17 protein-coding genes are annotated in these 17,711 nt (G+C 35.5%); 14 read left to right on the top strand and 3 right to left on the bottom strand.

All coding sequences use genetic code 11. The annotated features are described in order from the left end of the window. Positions 1-109: 109 nt before the first annotated feature. The 3 genes from AB1471_RS03235 to AB1471_RS03225 form a co-directional block, all read right to left on the bottom strand. A complete protein-coding gene (locus tag AB1471_RS03235; RefSeq protein ID WP_367778163.1) occupies positions 110-1,390 on the bottom strand; it encodes an efflux RND transporter periplasmic adaptor subunit in 1,281 nt (426 codons plus the stop codon). 14 nt (positions 1,391-1,404) lie between these two features. Continuing rightward, positions 1,405-2,070: a hypothetical protein gene (locus AB1471_RS03230; RefSeq protein WP_367778162.1), complete on the bottom strand. Its 666-nt coding sequence runs from the start codon at positions 2,068-2,070 to the stop codon at positions 1,405-1,407. 180 nt (positions 2,071-2,250) lie between these two features. Beyond that, a complete protein-coding gene (locus AB1471_RS03225) occupies positions 2,251-2,667 on the bottom strand; it encodes a helix-turn-helix domain-containing protein (RefSeq protein WP_367778161.1) in 417 nt (138 codons plus the stop codon). A gap of 203 nt (positions 2,668-2,870) precedes the next feature. Between AB1471_RS03225 and AB1471_RS03220 the strand changes: the two genes are divergently transcribed. The 14 genes from AB1471_RS03220 (at position 2,871) to AB1471_RS03160 (ending at position 17,356) form a co-directional block, all read left to right on the top strand. Then, the gene (locus AB1471_RS03220; protein ID WP_367778160.1) at positions 2,871-3,023 is read left to right on the top strand and encodes a hypothetical protein; all 153 of its coding nucleotides are present in this window, start codon (positions 2,871-2,873) and stop codon (positions 3,021-3,023) included. Between the two features lie 213 nt (positions 3,024-3,236). Then, complete coding sequence (locus AB1471_RS03215; protein ID WP_367778159.1) at positions 3,237-3,650, top strand: hypothetical protein; 414 nt, start codon at positions 3,237-3,239, stop codon at positions 3,648-3,650. Positions 3,651-3,722: 72 nt separating this feature from the next. After that, positions 3,723-3,857 carry a YwzD family small protein gene (locus tag AB1471_RS18485; protein ID WP_496350327.1) on the top strand — a complete coding sequence of 45 codons (135 nt, stop codon included), beginning with the start codon at positions 3,723-3,725 and terminating at the stop codon, positions 3,855-3,857. Between the two features lie 580 nt (positions 3,858-4,437). Next, positions 4,438-6,258, top strand: a complete 1,821-nt coding sequence (locus tag AB1471_RS03210; protein WP_367778158.1) for a polysaccharide biosynthesis protein — start codon at positions 4,438-4,440, stop codon at positions 6,256-6,258. Positions 6,259-6,299: 41 nt separating this feature from the next. Further along, a complete protein-coding gene (locus AB1471_RS03205; RefSeq protein ID WP_367778157.1) occupies positions 6,300-7,340 on the top strand; it encodes a Gfo/Idh/MocA family protein in 1,041 nt (346 codons plus the stop codon). Next, on the top strand, positions 7,337-8,659 hold the full coding sequence (locus AB1471_RS03200) for a nucleotide sugar dehydrogenase (RefSeq protein ID WP_367778156.1): 1,323 nt from the start codon (positions 7,337-7,339) through the stop codon (positions 8,657-8,659). The genes AB1471_RS03205 and AB1471_RS03200 overlap by 4 nt, the downstream gene beginning before the upstream one ends. A gap of 52 nt (positions 8,660-8,711) precedes the next feature. After that, positions 8,712-10,148: a lipopolysaccharide biosynthesis protein gene (locus AB1471_RS03195; protein WP_367778155.1), complete on the top strand. Its 1,437-nt coding sequence runs from the start codon at positions 8,712-8,714 to the stop codon at positions 10,146-10,148. A gap of 53 nt (positions 10,149-10,201) precedes the next feature. Further along, on the top strand, positions 10,202-11,488 hold the full coding sequence (locus tag AB1471_RS03190; RefSeq protein ID WP_367778154.1) for an O-antigen polymerase: 1,287 nt from the start codon (positions 10,202-10,204) through the stop codon (positions 11,486-11,488). Continuing rightward, positions 11,485-12,579 (top strand): glycosyltransferase, encoded by a 1,095-nt coding sequence (locus AB1471_RS03185; RefSeq protein ID WP_367778153.1) that lies wholly within the window; start codon positions 11,485-11,487, stop codon positions 12,577-12,579. The genes AB1471_RS03190 and AB1471_RS03185 overlap by 4 nt, the downstream gene beginning before the upstream one ends. A gap of 25 nt (positions 12,580-12,604) precedes the next feature. Continuing rightward, positions 12,605-13,714 carry a DegT/DnrJ/EryC1/StrS family aminotransferase gene (locus tag AB1471_RS03180; protein ID WP_367778152.1) on the top strand — a complete coding sequence of 370 codons (1,110 nt, stop codon included), beginning with the start codon at positions 12,605-12,607 and terminating at the stop codon, positions 13,712-13,714. Next, a complete protein-coding gene (wecB, locus tag AB1471_RS03175; protein ID WP_367778151.1) occupies positions 13,711-14,784 on the top strand; it encodes a non-hydrolyzing UDP-N-acetylglucosamine 2-epimerase in 1,074 nt (357 codons plus the stop codon). Before AB1471_RS03180 ends, wecB begins: the two co-directional genes overlap by 4 nt. Positions 14,785-14,834: 50 nt before the next feature. Next, positions 14,835-15,542: an acyltransferase gene (locus tag AB1471_RS03170; protein ID WP_367778150.1), complete on the top strand. Its 708-nt coding sequence runs from the start codon at positions 14,835-14,837 to the stop codon at positions 15,540-15,542. 13 nt (positions 15,543-15,555) lie between these two features. Further along, a complete protein-coding gene (locus AB1471_RS03165; protein WP_367778149.1) occupies positions 15,556-16,788 on the top strand; it encodes a glycosyltransferase family 4 protein in 1,233 nt (410 codons plus the stop codon). After that, entirely contained in the window at positions 16,781-17,356 is a 576-nt protein-coding gene (locus AB1471_RS03160; RefSeq protein ID WP_367778148.1) for a sugar transferase, read from the top strand. Before AB1471_RS03165 ends, AB1471_RS03160 begins: the two co-directional genes overlap by 8 nt. Positions 17,357-17,711 lie beyond the last annotated feature (355 nt).

Genomic DNA, 17,711 nt, shown 5'->3' with positions numbered 1-17,711 from the left:
GTGAAGGGTAGATACGCACCTACTTCACCCGAATCCTAAATCTAATACATTCTCAATCAAAACAAGACCCCCGTACACACAAAAGTATACGGGGGTCCATTTGAGTCATTTAATGAGGTAATACACCTAGCAACAAATGCTTCCAATTATCACGGGTCGCCATGTGATCCAGATTATCAAACGTTAATCGCTTGATCGTCATCTGAGCAAGGTATGGCGAATTGAAACGTTCAACCTGCTTAGGGTCAGCGACGATCCATTCACCAGGGGCAACGTTGTCCAACGCTTCCTGACGATCTTCCACGCGTAATCCAAACTCAACCATGCGTGGCTCCACAAGTCCTGTCGCAGAAAGAACATTGACACGCTGCTGCTCATCTAAACTAATAATCGGAACAGTCGTCGCGTCCAATGACTCATCTAAAACAATTTCATTAACAACATGCTGGCCGATAAACCATTCGTTACCTTGCTCAAAGAGGTCGATAGCAACCGGGTACAAGCTGTTTGAACCGAGTACAGGTTGTTCTTCGGGAATTTGAGTATTTGTCAAAACTGCACCATCAACCGTCGCATTCGCAACTGGTGAAGTCACGCGTGAAGACATGCCAGTCAACACTTCTCTTGCTTCAGCCTCGGTTAACGTTGACTTAGAAACAAGGCTCTCTGTATGTATAGTAATAAGCGGGTTACCCATATCTTCTGCTAAATTAGCAATCTTTCCGTCAAATTCACTTTCAATCGTTACAACTGGGCTTTCTTCTAAACCGCTAATTAATCGTTCGAATTTCTCCTGTTCAGCTTCTAAACGACCAATGACCGCTTCCTGTTCACCGATTTTTTGATTTAAAATGGATCGCGTTTGATCAATCGTCGCATCAGTGATATCAATGCCAACTTCAAGTCCGATTGTGATCATCAATTCTTCATCTTCTAATGAATTTGTTGGTGTATTCGTTGTTGATGGAGAGGAGCCTGAAGGTAGTTGACTCTCGATTGATGATAACTCTCCAATGTAGCTTTCAAGTGAAGAAATTTCGCTTGAAAGTTGCTCTGCTTCTGATTCGAACAGCAACCTCTGCTCTTCCAAATCTAAAACCGTATATTCATAGAGTGGCGTACCTTGTGTAACCATTTGTCCTTCCTCTACTAGAAAACGAGTAAACATACCCAACTGCTCAGAAAAATACACATGTTGTTCAGCTGCAGTATCGATCACACCGTTTTTCACTAGCAAATGTTGAAGATTTTCTATTTGAGCTTGCTTTTGATCATGGACGATCGACGTACGATCAATCAAGTCAGCATCTGTTTTAATTAAATAAAGATTCGATCCGACAAACAACAGAGCCAGTAAGCCGACACCCATCCATTTATTCCGAGTATTCAAGTTGTTTGCCTCCTTTAGCTATACAAGTATTGGTGAAAATTCAACGTGGCAAACGTAGCAGTAATAGCCCAAAACAAGGTGTTCATTGCTAAAATAATAACGAAGACCACCCACCATTTTAACGTTGTGACGATTCGTAGGGATAAGAACTGCCAATACATGACCCATATTTTAAATAGAGAAATAGATCCTAAGAAATAAATGGTCCACTGATGTTCAATGACAAGTTGGCCAATCACTCCTAATGAGAATGGAGACGAATGCCAATCAATTCCTTGCCAAACCATTAAAAGAATGAACAGTAACTGCTCAAGCAATAAAATAGATATAGGAAAAATTTGTATCATAACAAATTTTCGATACGAATGCTCGTCGGCAAGCAACCAATAAAGAAGTGCAGGGAAAAGTAATAGGACCGCAATATATAAAATTCCTAGTAATATTCTCCCGAGAAAAAAATAAAATCGTTGAAGATCATATTCTAACCCATACGCTGTTACAAATTGCCCTGACCACGTTTGGCTTCCCATACCGATCCACCCAACAACTCCAAAAATCACACTACTTATAAAAAAAAGTGCAAACATCCTGCTTCGTATATTTGTAAATGACTCGACTGTCTTCCAGCTTTCTAGAAAAACTGAAGGTTCTTTTAACCCTTGAAAAAAACGAAAATTCATCATTGAACCTCCCATTTTCACACGCTTATTCTATTGTAAAGAAAAAAGAGAATGTTGTCACTGTTAGAAACATTTTCAAGAAAAAAGTCATAATTAATTGTGACTTACATATTCATGAAAAAAGAGATCAATAAAAAAAGCCTTTAGAGAACGATCGATCGAAGTCTCTAAAAGCTTTGGTTAGGTGAAATGTTTAACTGCTTTTATTAGGTTAATTAATCCTTCAACGTTCTTTTTCTGCCTTGCTGTTGGAAGCGTCGATAATGTTTGTAAATGTTCGTGAAGGGTTGGGTATAGCTCAAGGAACTGCATTAATTCGATGGTTTCCCGATCTTCATATTGGGCACGAAGTTCGGTGCTTTCTTCACGAATTCGATCTGCGACTTTATCACGATCTAAAAGCATATTGATAAATGTACCGTCATCAATTTCGTATTTTTGTTTCCAAAGTACAAGCATGTCTATTGGGATTTGCCGTCTGCCAAGCTCGTAGTTTGATAATGTAGATTGTTCAATATTCATCATTTGTGCCGCTTTGTCTTGTGGAATATTTAGCACTTCAAGTCGATATTGTCGTAAATGTTCATAAAACGCCATTTCGTTCACCCGATTCCTATCTAGATAATTATATTTACGATAGCAACAAAATCAAGGGGAAACGAAAAATATTCATTACGAAATAAATAAGCGTATGACGTATTGTTAAAATGGTTTAGGAGTACTATATAATAGAATATAGAATACTATATAATAGAATAATATTATATTTGTAATATTCAAACATCTAAGGAGGTAAGCATATGAGTGAATCACTAATGAAGTTAAAAAGATTACAAGATGAGTTTGAGGAGAAATTAGACAGAGAACTTGAACAAAATGAAATCGAATTTCTACAGTGGCTCGCGAATAAAAAGTTAGATGATGATATGATTGCAAGTGTAGAGTGTAGTTAGAAGATTTTTAAATACATGAGAAAGGAGTGCAAGTGCCTCTTTCAAAAGATAAAATAAATTTTATCTATGTATGACAAATCGTTATGAAGTTCAACAAATTTTTAATTGCATTTCGTTAAAAAGAGAATTTTTTCTATATTTTATATAATCTTCCTTATATTTTGTTGTATGATGTATTCGTATCATATATTGGATATATTGGAGGTTTTGATGATGATGTATAATGCACAATTCACTGGAGCTTTTCCGGCTTATTTAAGTAAGTTGAGAAAGGATTTTCGAGAGTATCAACGTGTGTCAAACGTTGACCACTTACCTGAGAGCTCCTTCTTTAAACAATTAAAAACAATTCTATATCGTGAACAAATTTGTTACTTTAAAGAATGTATTCGTTATCAAACAACTGAACTGCCTCAAGACTGCTCCTACAAAATTACCCTTCATAAAAATGTTGATTTCACCCTCACCATCGACATCAACTACCTAGAAAAGACTTTTTCACTATCAATACCTAACAATACACACGTAAAACCAGAAGTCATCGGCAAAATTACCTGTTTTTGTCTAACAAATGACTTCGACCAACATGCAAAAAAAGGTAATTGGTCGGGAATTGTGTGGAGATAATACAAAAAAACAGGACTTTCGACTCCATTTGAGGTATAATACTAGCATATCTACAAACGGAGCGAATCAGCGATGAAAACTCAAAGCACAACCTTCACAAACGAACATCTATCCCTTCTACTAGAACAAGCCCACAAAAGAGGCACCGAAGAAGAGATCACTATGTCAGAAATGATCAAATGGTTGGCGGAAAAACTAAAGAAGTAGTCTAGCCTTAAGAAATACGAGCGATACCCCCTAGGAAGGTTATCCCTTGGGGGTTATTGTGGTGGATTTATCATCTACACTTCTAGGAAAGGAATTAGTAAAATCTTTATCACCGCGACAAAGAATCCTTCGTTCCGACGGATTACTTTGGTGCTTATTGCACTAAAGTTGCACTCTAGGATGTTCTGAGACTAGATTTGTCGATAATTGTCTTTTTCCAAAGAAAGGCACCTATTATCATGTTGTGGTATGTGTTAATATACAAGAGTAGTTAGTTATTATACAAAACAAAATAGTATTGTATTATACAAGTTAATCGTTATTAACTTACTGGTAATGTCTCCAGTACCATTATAAATGGGGGCACTCGATCACGCCGTGGGTAGATACATAAATGTATTACCGTAGACAGTCTTTGTCATTGGTGTGGTGTGAGGATGGGTTAAATGCCCATTATTTCTAATAAAACAGTTAGATAATAAATATCTAATGAAAGGGCTTACATGAGTGTGCCTTTTCATTAGGTATTTATTTTTGTGCGAGATCTCGCAATAAAAACTCATGGAAAGGTGGCTGAAAAATGACCTATAAGAAAAGGATTGCAAGTCTTGTTTTTGTAGATTCGCTAATTGTTTTAGCGTCCATTTTTATTTGCTATTATTTATTACTACCATATGAAAACAGCTATTCCCCAGTCTTAGTTGCTAGCTCAGTTGTATTACTATTAATTCATCACTTTTTTGCCTATCGTTATGGCCTTTATAAAAAGGTTTGGGCATACTCAAGCGTGAGTGAATTGGTTGCTATTCTTAAAGCAGTCACATTTTCTGTATTGATTGTTGCTATCTTACAATTGGTCGTAGCAAATTCCTTATATACACGAACATTAGCGATCACCTGGATGATGCACATTCTATTAATCGGCGGTTCACGATTTGCATGGCGTATGTATCGTGATACATATATCAAACCCAATCCAGATCGCAAACGAGCATTGATTATTGGTGCTGGAGCAGCTGGAACAATGGTTGCGAGAGATCTTAATCAAAAAATAAACTCAGAGCTTGAGCCGATTGGTTACATTGATGATGATTTTACTAAACATAGTCTAGAGATTATGAATATCCCCGTTCTTGGTGGGGTTAAACAAATCGAATCGATTGTCAAAGAATTTAAGATAGAGCATATTATCATCGCTATTCCTTCATTAAGTAGAATGGATGTTCAACGTATTTACACGGAGTGTGCAAAAACGACAGCAAAAACGAAGATCCTTCCACTGCTTGAAGATCTCATGACAGGGAAAGTCGAAGTTAGCCAAATACGTGAAGTTCAAGTAGAAGATTTACTTGGAAGAGATCCAGTCGAGTTGGATATGGAGAGTATTTCGGAAAAACTTGAAGGAAAAACGATCCTTGTGACAGGAGCGGGAGGCTCGATCGGTTCAGAGATTTGTCGTCAAGTGTGCAAATTCAATCCCGAGAAATTAATTCTACTAGGGCATGGTGAAAACTCCATCTACACCATTCATATGGAGCTGCGAAATCAATATGGAGACGCTATTGATATCGTGCCAATCATTGCTGACGTACAAGATCGAAAGCGTATTTTTGAAGTTGTCGAAAAATATATGCCAAGCGTCATCTACCATGCAGCTGCACATAAGCACGTACCTCTAATGGAAATCAATCCAAAAGAAGCGGTCAAAAACAACATTTTCGGAACAAAAAATGTAGCCGAAGCCGCACATGAATATCATGTGGAAAATTTTGTTCTTGTATCGACAGACAAAGCGGTTAACCCACCAAATGTCATGGGTGCTACCAAGCGCTTTGCTGAAATGGTCATTCAAAATTTGGCACAAGGGAGTAATACAAAATTTGCCGCTGTGCGTTTTGGTAATGTATTAGGTTCAAGAGGTAGTGTCATTCCCCTTTTTAAAAAGCAAATTGCAGCAGGCGGACCTGTCACCGTAACCGACCCTGAAATGACCCGTTACTTTATGACGATTCCTGAAGCATCAAGATTAGTCATTCAGGCAGGTGCACTCGCATCAGGTGGAGAAGTGTTTGTGCTTGATATGGGTGAGCCAGTGAAGATAGTAGATTTAGCTAAGAACGTGATTCGTCTTTCTGGGTATACGGAAGATGAGATTAAGATTAATTACAGTGGTATTCGCCCTGGTGAGAAGTTGTTTGAAGAGCTTCTGAATGAAAATGAGATTCAGAGTGAGAAGGTGTTTCCGAAGATTTATGTTGGGAAGGCTGCGCCGATTAGTAAGCATGAGTTGGTTTATCTTTTGGAGGAGATTCCTAGCCTTACAAGTAGTGAGTTGAAGGAACTTTTGGTTGGTGTTGCTTGTAGGAAGAATGTTGAGGTTAGTGGAGAAGTAATAGGTTAATGAGAAATTTATCTATTAATTAATGAATGTGGGGATATGAAATGAATTTTGGAATAATTGGTTGTGGATTTATAGCAAAAAAGCATGCTTTAGCAATTGAAAAAATACCATCTGCTAAATTAGTAGCTGTATGTGACAGAGTTCCCGAAACAATGGAATATTATACTGAAACCTACGGAGCTAAAGCATATACGGATTCAATAGAAATGTTGAAAAATACAGATCTTGATGTTATTTGTATTTGTACACCGAGTGGATTACATGCGCCAATCGCTGAGCAAGTAGCAAAAGCAAAAAAACATATTGTACTTGAAAAGCCGATTGCAATGACACTTGAGGAAACGGATCGTATTATCGAAGCAGCTAACTCGAACAATGTTAAATTGACAATCGTTCATCCGAATCGCTTTAGGACAGCAGTTCAAGTAACTAAGAAATTACTGGATCAAAATTTATTAGGGAAAATTAGTCACGCGAATTGCTTGGTCAACTGGAATCGTGGCCAAGAATATTATAATCAAGCACCTTGGCGAGGAACAAAAACTCATGACGGTGGGGTATTGATGAATCAATCAATACACAATGTAGATCTTCTTTTATGGTTTATGGGAAAACCTAAAGAAATCTTTAGTATGGAAGCTACTAGACTACGAGATATCGAAGCAGAAGATGTATCTACAGGAGTTATTCGATTTGAGAGTGGCGCGTTGGCAAATGTTCAAGCATCAACAACGGTCTATCCGAAGAACTTTGAAGAATCAATTACAATATTTGGTGAAAAAGGAACGGTTAAAATCGGAGGTGCTAATGCGCTTTATTTTGAAAAGCTTGAAATAGAAGATTTGAATGAGTCAGAAATCAATGAACTTATAAATAGAGTAAAAGATGATCCATGGGGAACGCCAGGACATCAGCGAATCATTGAAGAGTTGATTTACTCAATCGAAAACAATCTTGAGCCTTCTGTAACTGGGGAAGACGGGAAAAATGCTTTAAATCTTGTGTTGGCATTTTATGAATCTGCAGAAACAAAAAGTCTTGTAAGCATTTCAGAAAAAACTATTAAAAGGAGCTTAATATGACAACAATCACATTAGAAAAATTAGATGCAAATTTAATAAGTAAATTACAATCCAAAACAGCCACAATTGGTGTAGTAGGACTCGGGTATGTAGGTTTACCTTTAGCGGTAGAAAAAGCGAAGGCTGGTTTTAATGTTATCGGGTTTGATGTTCAAGAAGAAAAAGTAAATAGCGTTAATGATGGTATTAACTATATAGGTGACGTATTGCCTGCAGATTTGGAAGCATTAGTGAAATGCGGGAAATTAAAAGCGACATCTGATTATTCCTTTATTAAAGAGGTTGACGCAGTAGCAATTTGTGTTCCAACACCCTTGGATATTTATAAGCAACCTAATATGTCTTATGTTGAAAGTTCTGCTAAAGCTATAGCTGATAACTTTACAAAAGGTACACTAATCGTCTTAGAGAGCACAACTTATCCAGGAACAACTGAAGAATTAATTAAACCGATTTTAGAAGCTGAGGGAATGATTTGTGGAGAAGACTTCTTCCTAGCATACTCACCAGAGCGAGTAGATCCAGGTAACAAGGACTTCAATACTAAAAACACACCAAAAGTTGTTGGTGGAATGACAGAGAACTGTACGAAAGTGGCAGCAGCTATGTACCGAGCTGTATTAGAGGGAGACGTTCACGAAGTTTCAAGTCCAGCCGTAGCAGAGATGGAAAAACTACTAGAAAATACATTCAGAAATATTAATGTTGCTTTAGCAAATGAAATGGCTATACTCTGTCATAAAATGGATATTGATGTTTGGGAAGTAATTGATGCAGCTGCTACAAAACCTTACGGGTTTATGCCTTTCTATCCAGGTCCAGGATTAGGTGGACATTGTATTCCGATAGATCCTTGGTACTTAACTTGGAAAGCGCGTGAATACAACTACCATACAAAGTTGATTGAAACTGCTGGTGAGATAAATGATAGCATGCCAGATTTTGTTGTACAAAGATGTGCAGAGATTTTAAATGAGCAGGGGAAAGCTCTTAGAGGATCTAAAATTTTAGTACTTGGAGTTGCATATAAAAAAGATATTGATGACTATAGGGAGTCTCCTGTGTTGCCAATATTGGATAGATTAACAAAGACAGGTGCAGAGTGGTGTGTTGTAGATCCATATATTCCGGAGTTTAAATTACACAGAGAATTAGTAAAGACAGTAGAGATGACAGAAGAGAGTTTACATGAATCGGATCTTGTTTTGATTGCTACTAACCATAGTGGATTTGATTATCACTTAATTGGTGAGAAGAGTAAGGCGATATTGGATACAAGAAATACGATCGTGGATAACGATAAATATTATAAACTATAAAATGATGTAGCAATGTAATTCAAGGAGCTGCATTGTTGGTAGGATGGTCAAGGTGTCAAAAACAAAAAATTCTTTTTCGAAAAATGTATTAACCGTTTTAACAGGAACTACATTCGCTCAAGCATTACCGATTATAGCATCACCTATAATAACTCGATTATACACCCCCGAAGAATTTGGTGAGTTTGGGTTATTCATTGCAGTGTTAGCTGTTCTGTCAGTAATTGTATGTTTAAGATATGATCTTGCAATAGCATTACCGAACGACGATCGCAAGGCAGTAAATGTACTTGCACTATCAGTAACTAGCGCAGCAATTTTCAGTTCCGTACTATTAGTTTTAGCTTTCATAATAAACATGACATCAATAATTCCAGAAATAAATCCAGATTTAACTACAGTAATTTGGATACTTCCTTTTGCAGTATTATTAACTGGTATATTCCAATCTCTTCTAAACTGGAGTATTAGAACTGAAAAATTCAAAGTGATCGCTACAACTCAAATTCATAGATCAACTACTATTGTTTCCGGCCAAATAAGTACAGGTTTTTTTATGAATAGTTCCCTTACTCTAATGCTTTCTCAGCTGGTAGGCCAGCTGATAGCCGTAATTAGTATATTAAAAAGTTCACTTGTAGATATATTAAAGCACAAAGAACATATAAAAAAGAAAGTTATGAAAGAGCAATTATTTAAATACAAGAAATTTCCTGTTTTTAATTCTTGGTCTTCTCTACTTAACGCAGGTTCAGTGCAACTTCCTCTATTTATGTTAGCTTTTTTCTTTAATCCAGTCATAGTAGGATTTTACACATTAGCACATAGAGTACTGGCAGCTCCTATTTCAATTATTGGTACGGCGATTGCTCAGCCTTATTTACAAAAAGCAACGGAAAAAAATAGAGAAAATAAATTAGGTGAATTTAGTTTACAAATATTCAAAGTTCTGCTAAGCATTGGTCTAGTCCCAATAATACTGATTTCCATAATTGCTCCTGAATTATTTGCAACAATTTTTGGGGCTACATGGTCTAAGGCTGGGGTCTATGTTCAATTAATTTCAATTTGGTTGTTATTCGTTTTTATAGTATCACCACTTTCTCATATTTTTACAATTTTAGAATTACAGAAAGAAAGCTTGAACTTTAATATTGTATTATTCTTAAGTAGAATTGCTGTTCTAACTATCGGTGGATTGACAGGTAATGACGTTATTACAATAGGTTTGTTTGGAATAACAGGTGCCATATTGTATTTTCTTCAGTTACTCTGGCTATTAAGGAAAACGGGAGTGAAAATCTCATTAACTGTAAAAAGTCTATGGAATGAATTTTTGTTTGGAATACCATTTATCATTATATTAATTGTATCTAAAATATTTATAAATACAGACTTGTTTATTTTCGTTATAACTTTAATAATTTTATTTTTGTTTGTACTCATTAGGTTTAAGAAGTTTTATTTAAACTTGTTAAAAACAAAGTGAGATTTTATCGGAGAGTTTTAATTAAGAAAAAATTTTTTGGGAAATGTGATGACATGAAGATAAAAAAAGGAATGTTAATAACGGTAGTATCAATATTTTTATTAAAGGTAATTTTTGACTATTTGTATTTCAATTATGTATCACAATACTTTGTAATAGATCTTTTTTATTTAGACTACTCACTTGACAAGCATGTATATTCATATTTACTGCTGTTTGTTGTCAGTATATTCGTTTTGTCATCGTTTAACCAAATCCGTAAGCCTAGCAACGTGGTTATTTTAATAATGTTTTTATGTATTATAATTCCACTACTAACGTTATATGGTTTTCAAAATGCATCTTCTAGCTTCGTGCTTGTAGTAATACTGAGCTTCGTACTGATTATTGTACAAATAAATATTCTGCCTACCATTGAATTTAAAATATTTCATAGAAGTTTGGTAATAGTATTGCTGGGAGGCATAGTTCTTATTTATCTATACGTATATTCCTATTTGATCTTCACTGGTGGTTTATTAAGGTTTAATTTTAACCTTGAGGAAGTATATGATATTAGGTCAGAATATGCCGTCTTAGCAGCTAAGGGACCTTTGTTAGGCTATTTTATTACATGGGTTGCAAATGTATTTAATATCGGAATACTTTCATGGGGTTTGTTCAAAAAGAATAAGAAATTTATTATTGTAGCAATCATTCTGCAGCTATTCCTTTTTGGAATGACTAATTTTAAATCATTTCTTTTTGCCCCTTGTTTAGTTATTTTTCTTTATATATTTACGAAAAATAGAAACTTATTACTTTATTCAGTTCTATCAGTGTCAATTTTATTGCTAATCAGCTATTTCAGCTTCGTTCTGTATAATGACCACCAATGGTCATCAATGTTTATTAGAAGGCAATTTTTCACGCCTTCAAATTTACATTTAATTTATTATGATTTTTTTAGTCATGAATATAATCCATTTATATATCTATCTAATTCAATATTTCAGGTTTTTTTGGAATATCCATATCAAACAGAAGTGACAAAGGTAATCTCTTGGGAGTATTGGGGGAAAGATGGTGGACCGAATGTGGGTTTTTTTGCTAATGCCTATAGTAATTTCGGGTATTTTGGAATCTTCATATTCTCAGCAATGTTAGGTTTTATTTTGAAAATACTTGATAGTTTAGTTTCTGTATTACCTCATAATTTAATTGCAGCATTTATAGCTATTCCGGCATTTTCTTTGGTTAATTCTGGATTATTTACTACTCTATTAACACATGGTTTTTTAGTTTCTATATTAACTTTATTAATTATGGGGAATTTAGTAAAAAGAGAGGGTATCAAATGAATATATGTCATTTAACATCGGTTCATTCTAAATCAGACACAAGGATTTTTCTGAAGGAATGTCGTTCATTAGTGCAAGCGGGATATGTAGTGAACTATGTGGTCCCAGGTGTTGAAAATTCAATTGAAGAAAACGTTAATATTCATGGTATAAAAAAAAGTAATGGGAATCGACTTGATCGTATGACGAAGACAGTGAAGGCCATTTATCTAAAAGCCCTAGAAATTGATGCGGATGTTTATCACTTCCATGATCCTGAGCTCATGCCAGTCGGTTTAAAGTTGAAGAAAAAAGGTAAAAAAGTTATTTACGATATACATGAAGATTTACCTAGAGCACTACTTTCAAAAAGGTGGATCAACCCAATAATAAGAAAGCCGATGTCACTCATCTTTGAGTTTTACGAGGATTATGCTTCCAAGAAATTTGACTGCCTTATGACTGCAACCCCCTTTATCACAGAGCGATTTAATAGAATAAATACTAATACTGTTAACATTAACAACTATCCATTGCTCGGAGAACTACAAATTTCTAATACGGATATTCCTCAGTCTAAACAAAAACAGGTATGTTATGTGGGAGGATTGAATCCGATAAGAGGTATTTACCAGCTATTGAGTGCTGCAGATTCAATAAAAGGAGCTGGAGCTATACTTATTGCAGGTCCGATTAACCCTAATGAAATGAAACAACAACTCCATGCACATGATAACATTGAATACTTGGGTTTCGTGGATAGAGTTGAATTGAAAAAACTACTAGCTTCTTCCATTGCAGGTATAGTCACATTTTTACCTGAACCGAATCATATTAACGCTCAGCCGAATAAAATGTTTGAATATATGTCTGCTGGTATCCCAGTAATTTGTTCTGATTTTCCTCTATGGCGTTCAATTATTGATAAGCACCGTTGTGGTGTTTGCGTTGATCCTGAAAAACCAGAAGCTATTGCGGAAGCTATCAATTACCTGTTGGATAATCCAGGTGAGGCAGAACGTATGGGTCAAAATGGAAGGGGAGCAGTAGAAGCAGAATATAATTGGGAGCAAGAGAGTGAAAAGCTAATTCAAGCATATAAAAATTTATAATTAATGATGATTAGGAGATAAAAAAATGAAAATTCCAATGCTCGATCTATCAGAACAATATTCGATACTTAAAGATGAAGTTCTTTCAAAACTTGACGAAGTTATGTCATCGTCGCAATTCATCCTAGGAAGTCATGTGAAACAAGTTGAGAATGATATTGCTGAAATGAGTAAGACGAAAAATGGGATTGGTGTTGGGAATGGGTCTGACGCAATCCATATAGCGCTTCAAGCGGCTGGTGTGTGTGAAGGAGACGAGGTAATTACAACATCGTTTACTTTCTTTGCCACGGCGGGTGCCATTGCACGTGCGAATGCGAAACCGGTGTTCGTTGACATTGATCCGGTTACATTTAATATTGACCCATCTAAAATTGAAGCTGCTATTACAGAAAAAACCAAGGCGATTATTCCCGTTCACCTATATGGACAAATGGCGGATATGGATCCAATCATGGAAATCGCTAAGAAACATAACTTGCATGTCATTGAAGACGCTGCACAAGCAATTGGTTCTGAGTACAAAGGAATGCAAGTTGGGGAAATGAGTAGTGCTGCTACTTACAGCTTTTTCCCTACTAAGAACTTGGGTGCATACGGTGATGGAGGGATGATCGTTTCAAATGACGATGATCTGTCTGAACAAGCACGCATCATACGTGTACATGGTAGTAAGCCGAAGTATCATCATCACATATTGGGTTATAATAGCCGACTCGATGAAATGCAGGCAGCCATAGTCAGTGTTAAAATTCCTCATTTGTCATCTTGGAGTGAGAATCGTAGGAAGCATGCTGCATACTACACTGAGAAGATTAACAATGCAGTTGCTGAGAACATCGTAACACCAGTTGAAGTAGAAAACCGTTACCATGTATTCCACCAATATACACTTCGTGTTGAAAAAAGGGACGAGCTTCAAGCATATTTGAAAGAGCAAGGAATTGCTACAATGATTTATTATCCAGTTCCACTACACACGCAGCCTGTATTCAAAGAACTTGGTTATAAAGAAGGCGATTTACCTGAAACGGAAAAAGCGGCGATTGAAGCATTGTCATTGCCGATGTTCCCAGAACTAAAGAAAGAACAACAAGACTATGTCATTGAGAAGATTGTGGATTTTTATTCATGAAAAAGATTTTAACGATTGCAGGGACAAGACCACAGTTAGTAAAAATAGCAGCTGTCTCAAGGGTATTACGTCAGTCATTTGAAGAAGTGCTTGTTAATACAGGTCAGCATTATGATTACAATATGGCTGGTGTGTTCTTTGACGAGTTAAATATACCGAAGCCCGATTATGACTTAGGTATAGGGTCTGATTCTCATGGCAGACAGACAGGAAAAATGTTGATTGCCGTGGAAGAAGTGGTGGAGAAAGAACAGCCAGATGTAATCCTCGTTTATGGAGACACGAATTCTACATTAGCTGGAGCAACAGTCGCCAGTAAATTGCACATACCGATTGTGCATATTGAAGCTGGATTACGCAGTTATAATAAGAAAATGCCTGAGGAAATTAATCGTATCCTAACAGATCATGTCTCCACTCTTTTGTTTGCACCAACTGATGTCGCAGTGTCTAATTTGGAAAACGAGGGCATCAATAATGGTGTTTATCAAGTTGGAGATGTTATGTATGATGCAGTTCAATTCAATATGGAATTGGCTGAGCAGAAATATAAACTTTCCTATTTCGGGTTGGAACATAAATCTTTTGTTTTAGGCACAATCCATAGAGCTGACAACACTGATAATAAAGATCGTTTGGAAGCAATATTACGTGCATTTGCTTCTATTGAAGAAGAGGTTTATTTGCCTCTGCATCCAAGGACGAAAAGCAAAATTGAACAATATGGTTTTGAACCCATCCTTGAGCAAGCACGGAATATTACGGTTGTCGCACCCATTTCATACTTAGAAATGTTGTTGTTAGAGAAGCATGCCAAAGCGATTGTAACGGATTCTGGCGGAGTTCAGAAAGAAGCTTATTTTGCTAAAGTTCCTTGCGTTACCCTACGCGATCAAACCGAATGGGTGGAAACGATTGATTCAGGATGGAATCAATTAGTCAATCCACTTAAAGTAGATTTGGGAACGATTCTCTCAAATTTGACTGATGGTAAGCCGATAGAGGGTCTTTATGGAGATGGAAAATCTGCCCGGGAAATTGTATCAATCATGCATGATTACTTTAAATAATAAAAAGAGGCCAGTCCGTTTAAGACTGGCTTTCTTTAAGGAGAATTTGAATGGAGATTAATAAAGGTGTAAACGTGGTAATCGGTGAAGGTGTACGGTTTGGAGAAAATGTTGTAATGGGAAATAATGTGGTGATCTATGCTGGAACAGTTATTGGAAACAATGTAATCATCCAAGATAATGCAGTAATAGGTAAACAGCCTACTCGTGCAAAAGCTTCTATTCTTCCAGAAGTAAAGCAATTACCACCTGCACAAATTGGAAACGGTGTAACAATTGGTACTTCAGCCATCATATATGCCAATTCTCAAATAGCTGATGAAGTATTCGTTGCAGACTTAGCCACAATTAGAGAAAGAGTAAGTGTTGGTGCAAGAACCATTGTTGGTCGTGGTGTAGCAATAGAGAATGATTGTGTAGTTGGAAAACGATGCAAACTTGAGACTAACTGTTATATTACAGCTTATTCGGAATTAGGGGATTATGTATTCGTCGCTCCTTGTGTTGTTACGACTAATGATAATTACATGGCACGGGGAAAAGAAAGGTTTGACAAATTTAAAGGTGTAACAGTTGAAGACGGAGGTCGCATTGGTGCTAACGCAACCATCCTGCCAGGAAAAACAATTTCCCTAGATGGTACTGTAGCTGCGGGAAGTATTGTATCGAGGAACGTAGAACAAGAGAGCTTGGTTGTGGGATCGCCTGCGAAAGAACTAAGAAAGGTTCCTGAAGAGCAACTGTTAAGGAATCAGTAAGGATGTTTTACACATGAATTTATGGATATTCAATCATTATGCAGCAGGACCAAATAGTTATGGTGTAACAAGACATTTTGATTTAGCGAAATACCTTGTGAAAAAAGGGCATAAGGTTACCATTTTTGCATCATCATTTAACCATTGGAGAAAAGAAGAGTCTAAAGACTATTCTAGAAATGAATTTTATAAAATAGAGACCTATGATGGAGTCAGATTTGTTTGGTTTAAAACGTCTCCATATAAAAGCAATAGTCTTTCAAGGATAAAGAACATATTCTCATTCTATTTTGTATTGAAAAAATTCAATTACAAAATTTTAAATGAGAAACCTGATTATATTTTAGGTTCTATTCTACACCACTTATCTGGTTGGTTTGCATTTAAAATTGCAAATAAATTTAAAGCAAAGTTTATTTTTGAAGAGAGAGATCTCTGGCCACAAACTTTAATTGATCTGGGAAAAGTCTCTAAATGGAACCCGATTGTTAAGATATTAGACATTTATGAATCATTTATGTACAAGAAAGCTTTTAAGATTATAGTATTGTTTGATAAAGCAGATCAATATGTCATGTCTAAAGGCATAGACCCAAATAAAATTATATATTTACCAAATGGTACTGATATTTCTCGCTTTACCAACATTGAGAAATTTGGTGAGGTGAATGATATTTCAACTCGTTTGGAAGGAAAATTGGTGATAGGTTATGTTGGTTCCCATAGTTTAGCAAACAACTTAGATCGAATAATTAAACTTGCTCAAATTCTTAAAACAGATAAAAGGTATGTATTTCTATTTGTGGGAGAAGGCACTTATAAGGATGAAGTAATAAGTAGTGTTAAAGATATGTCTTTGAATAATTGTATCTTTTTACCTGCAGTAAACAAAGAAAAAATACCATCAATTTTAAACCATTGTGATTTTGGTATTATATCTTTAAAGGATAGCCCGGTTTATAATTATGGTTTTAGTTTAAATAAACTCTACGATTATTTGGCTGCAAAACTACCTGTAATTATTGATACATCTGTAAAAAATAACGTTATTAACTCGAATGATTTAGGTATATCATCTAATAATTTAGTTGATTTGGCTAACATGTTATCAAATCTAACTAAAGAAGAAATTGATGTAATGAAGAAAAATGCATCAAAGTATGTTTTAGATAATCACAACTGGGAATTATTAGCTGATAAATTTGAATCTGAAATTTTCTTAAAAGGGAACGAGATCAATGTATGATTTAGTAAAAAGAATAATAGATTTTATAGCTTCTTTATTAACAATTATATTCATGTTTCCGGTTCTTTGTCTTGTTGCAGTCGTAATTAAATGTGATTCTAAAGGACCTGTCATTTTTAAGCAACAGAGACATGGAAGAAATCAAAAGCTCTTTACTATATATAAATTCAGAACTATGAGAACTGATACACCAAACGTATCAACAGAGAATCTTGGAGATCCATCTGTTTATATGACTAAAATAGGTGAATTTCTAAGGAAATCTAGCTTAGATGAACTTCCTCAACTCTTTAATATATTGAAGGGGGACATGTCGATAGTCGGACCAAGACCAGCTCTGTATAACCAATATGATTTAATTGAAATGCGTGAGAAAGTTAAGGTCAATTCCATTCGTCCTGGTCTTACAGGATATGCACAAGTTAGAGGTAGAGACTTTATTACCGATACTGAAAAAGTTGAATTTGATAGGTATTATTTTGAGAATATGAATCTCTTATTTGATATTCAAATTATTTGGTGGACTGTTAAAAGTGTATCTAAATTAGAAGGTGTAAAAATTAATTAATTTAAGAAGTTTATTAAATTAATTGAAATAAATTGAAATAAATTGAAATAAATATATTACTAAAGTCGTCAAGTTTTTCTTGAAAAACTAGTTTAAATGAACTTTCGCACCACTTTAATGCAATTTAAGAAGGGATTTCATTGCCGTCCTGTATTGTATAATCAACGTGAGTTAATCAAGTTTGGTATGAACTAAATGTCATGATAAGCAATTCCTCGCTGGTTTTGGGCGAGGTTTTGTATTTCGTTGCCCTCCAGTTGAAGAGACCAGCTCAAAAAAGTAACTTGGCTGGCCAGGATAAAATAAAATTAGAAGGGAAGAATTAATTTATTCCCAACCACTTATCTATAACCTA

The organism is Jeotgalibacillus marinus (assembly GCF_040801915.1).
GTDB classification, from domain to species: domain Bacteria; phylum Bacillota; class Bacilli; order Bacillales; family Jeotgalibacillaceae; genus Jeotgalibacillus; species Jeotgalibacillus marinus.
Note: the sequence above shows the minus strand (reverse complement) of the source record. Positions and strands in the feature narration are given on the sequence as shown.

What these genes read in the sequence shown, in the direction of transcription:
- AB1471_RS03230 (WP_367778162.1), bottom strand. Translation starts at nt 2,070, where the DNA reads ATGAATTTTCGTTTTTTTCAAGGGTTAAAAGAACCTTCAGTTTTTCTA.
- AB1471_RS03225 (WP_367778161.1), bottom strand. Translation starts at nt 2,667, where the DNA reads ATGGCGTTTTATGAACATTTACGACAATATCGACTTGAAGTGCTAAAT.
- AB1471_RS03220 (WP_367778160.1), top strand. Translation starts at nt 2,871, where the DNA reads ATGAGTGAATCACTAATGAAGTTAAAAAGATTACAAGATGAGTTTGAG.
- AB1471_RS03215 (WP_367778159.1), top strand. Translation starts at nt 3,237, where the DNA reads ATGATGTATAATGCACAATTCACTGGAGCTTTTCCGGCTTATTTAAGT.
- AB1471_RS18485 (WP_496350327.1), top strand. Translation starts at nt 3,723, where the DNA reads ATGAAAACTCAAAGCACAACCTTCACAAACGAACATCTATCCCTTCTA.
- AB1471_RS03210 (WP_367778158.1), top strand. Translation starts at nt 4,438, where the DNA reads ATGACCTATAAGAAAAGGATTGCAAGTCTTGTTTTTGTAGATTCGCTA.
- AB1471_RS03205 (WP_367778157.1), top strand. Translation starts at nt 6,300, where the DNA reads ATGAATTTTGGAATAATTGGTTGTGGATTTATAGCAAAAAAGCATGCT.
- AB1471_RS03200 (WP_367778156.1), top strand. Translation starts at nt 7,337, where the DNA reads ATGACAACAATCACATTAGAAAAATTAGATGCAAATTTAATAAGTAAA.
- AB1471_RS03190 (WP_367778154.1), top strand. Translation starts at nt 10,202, where the DNA reads ATGAAGATAAAAAAAGGAATGTTAATAACGGTAGTATCAATATTTTTA.
- AB1471_RS03185 (WP_367778153.1), top strand. Translation starts at nt 11,485, where the DNA reads ATGAATATATGTCATTTAACATCGGTTCATTCTAAATCAGACACAAGG.
- AB1471_RS03180 (WP_367778152.1), top strand. Translation starts at nt 12,605, where the DNA reads ATGAAAATTCCAATGCTCGATCTATCAGAACAATATTCGATACTTAAA.
- wecB (WP_367778151.1), top strand. Translation starts at nt 13,711, where the DNA reads ATGAAAAAGATTTTAACGATTGCAGGGACAAGACCACAGTTAGTAAAA.
- AB1471_RS03170 (WP_367778150.1), top strand. Translation starts at nt 14,835, where the DNA reads ATGGAGATTAATAAAGGTGTAAACGTGGTAATCGGTGAAGGTGTACGG.
- AB1471_RS03165 (WP_367778149.1), top strand. Translation starts at nt 15,556, where the DNA reads ATGAATTTATGGATATTCAATCATTATGCAGCAGGACCAAATAGTTAT.
- AB1471_RS03160 (WP_367778148.1), top strand. Translation starts at nt 16,781, where the DNA reads ATGTATGATTTAGTAAAAAGAATAATAGATTTTATAGCTTCTTTATTA.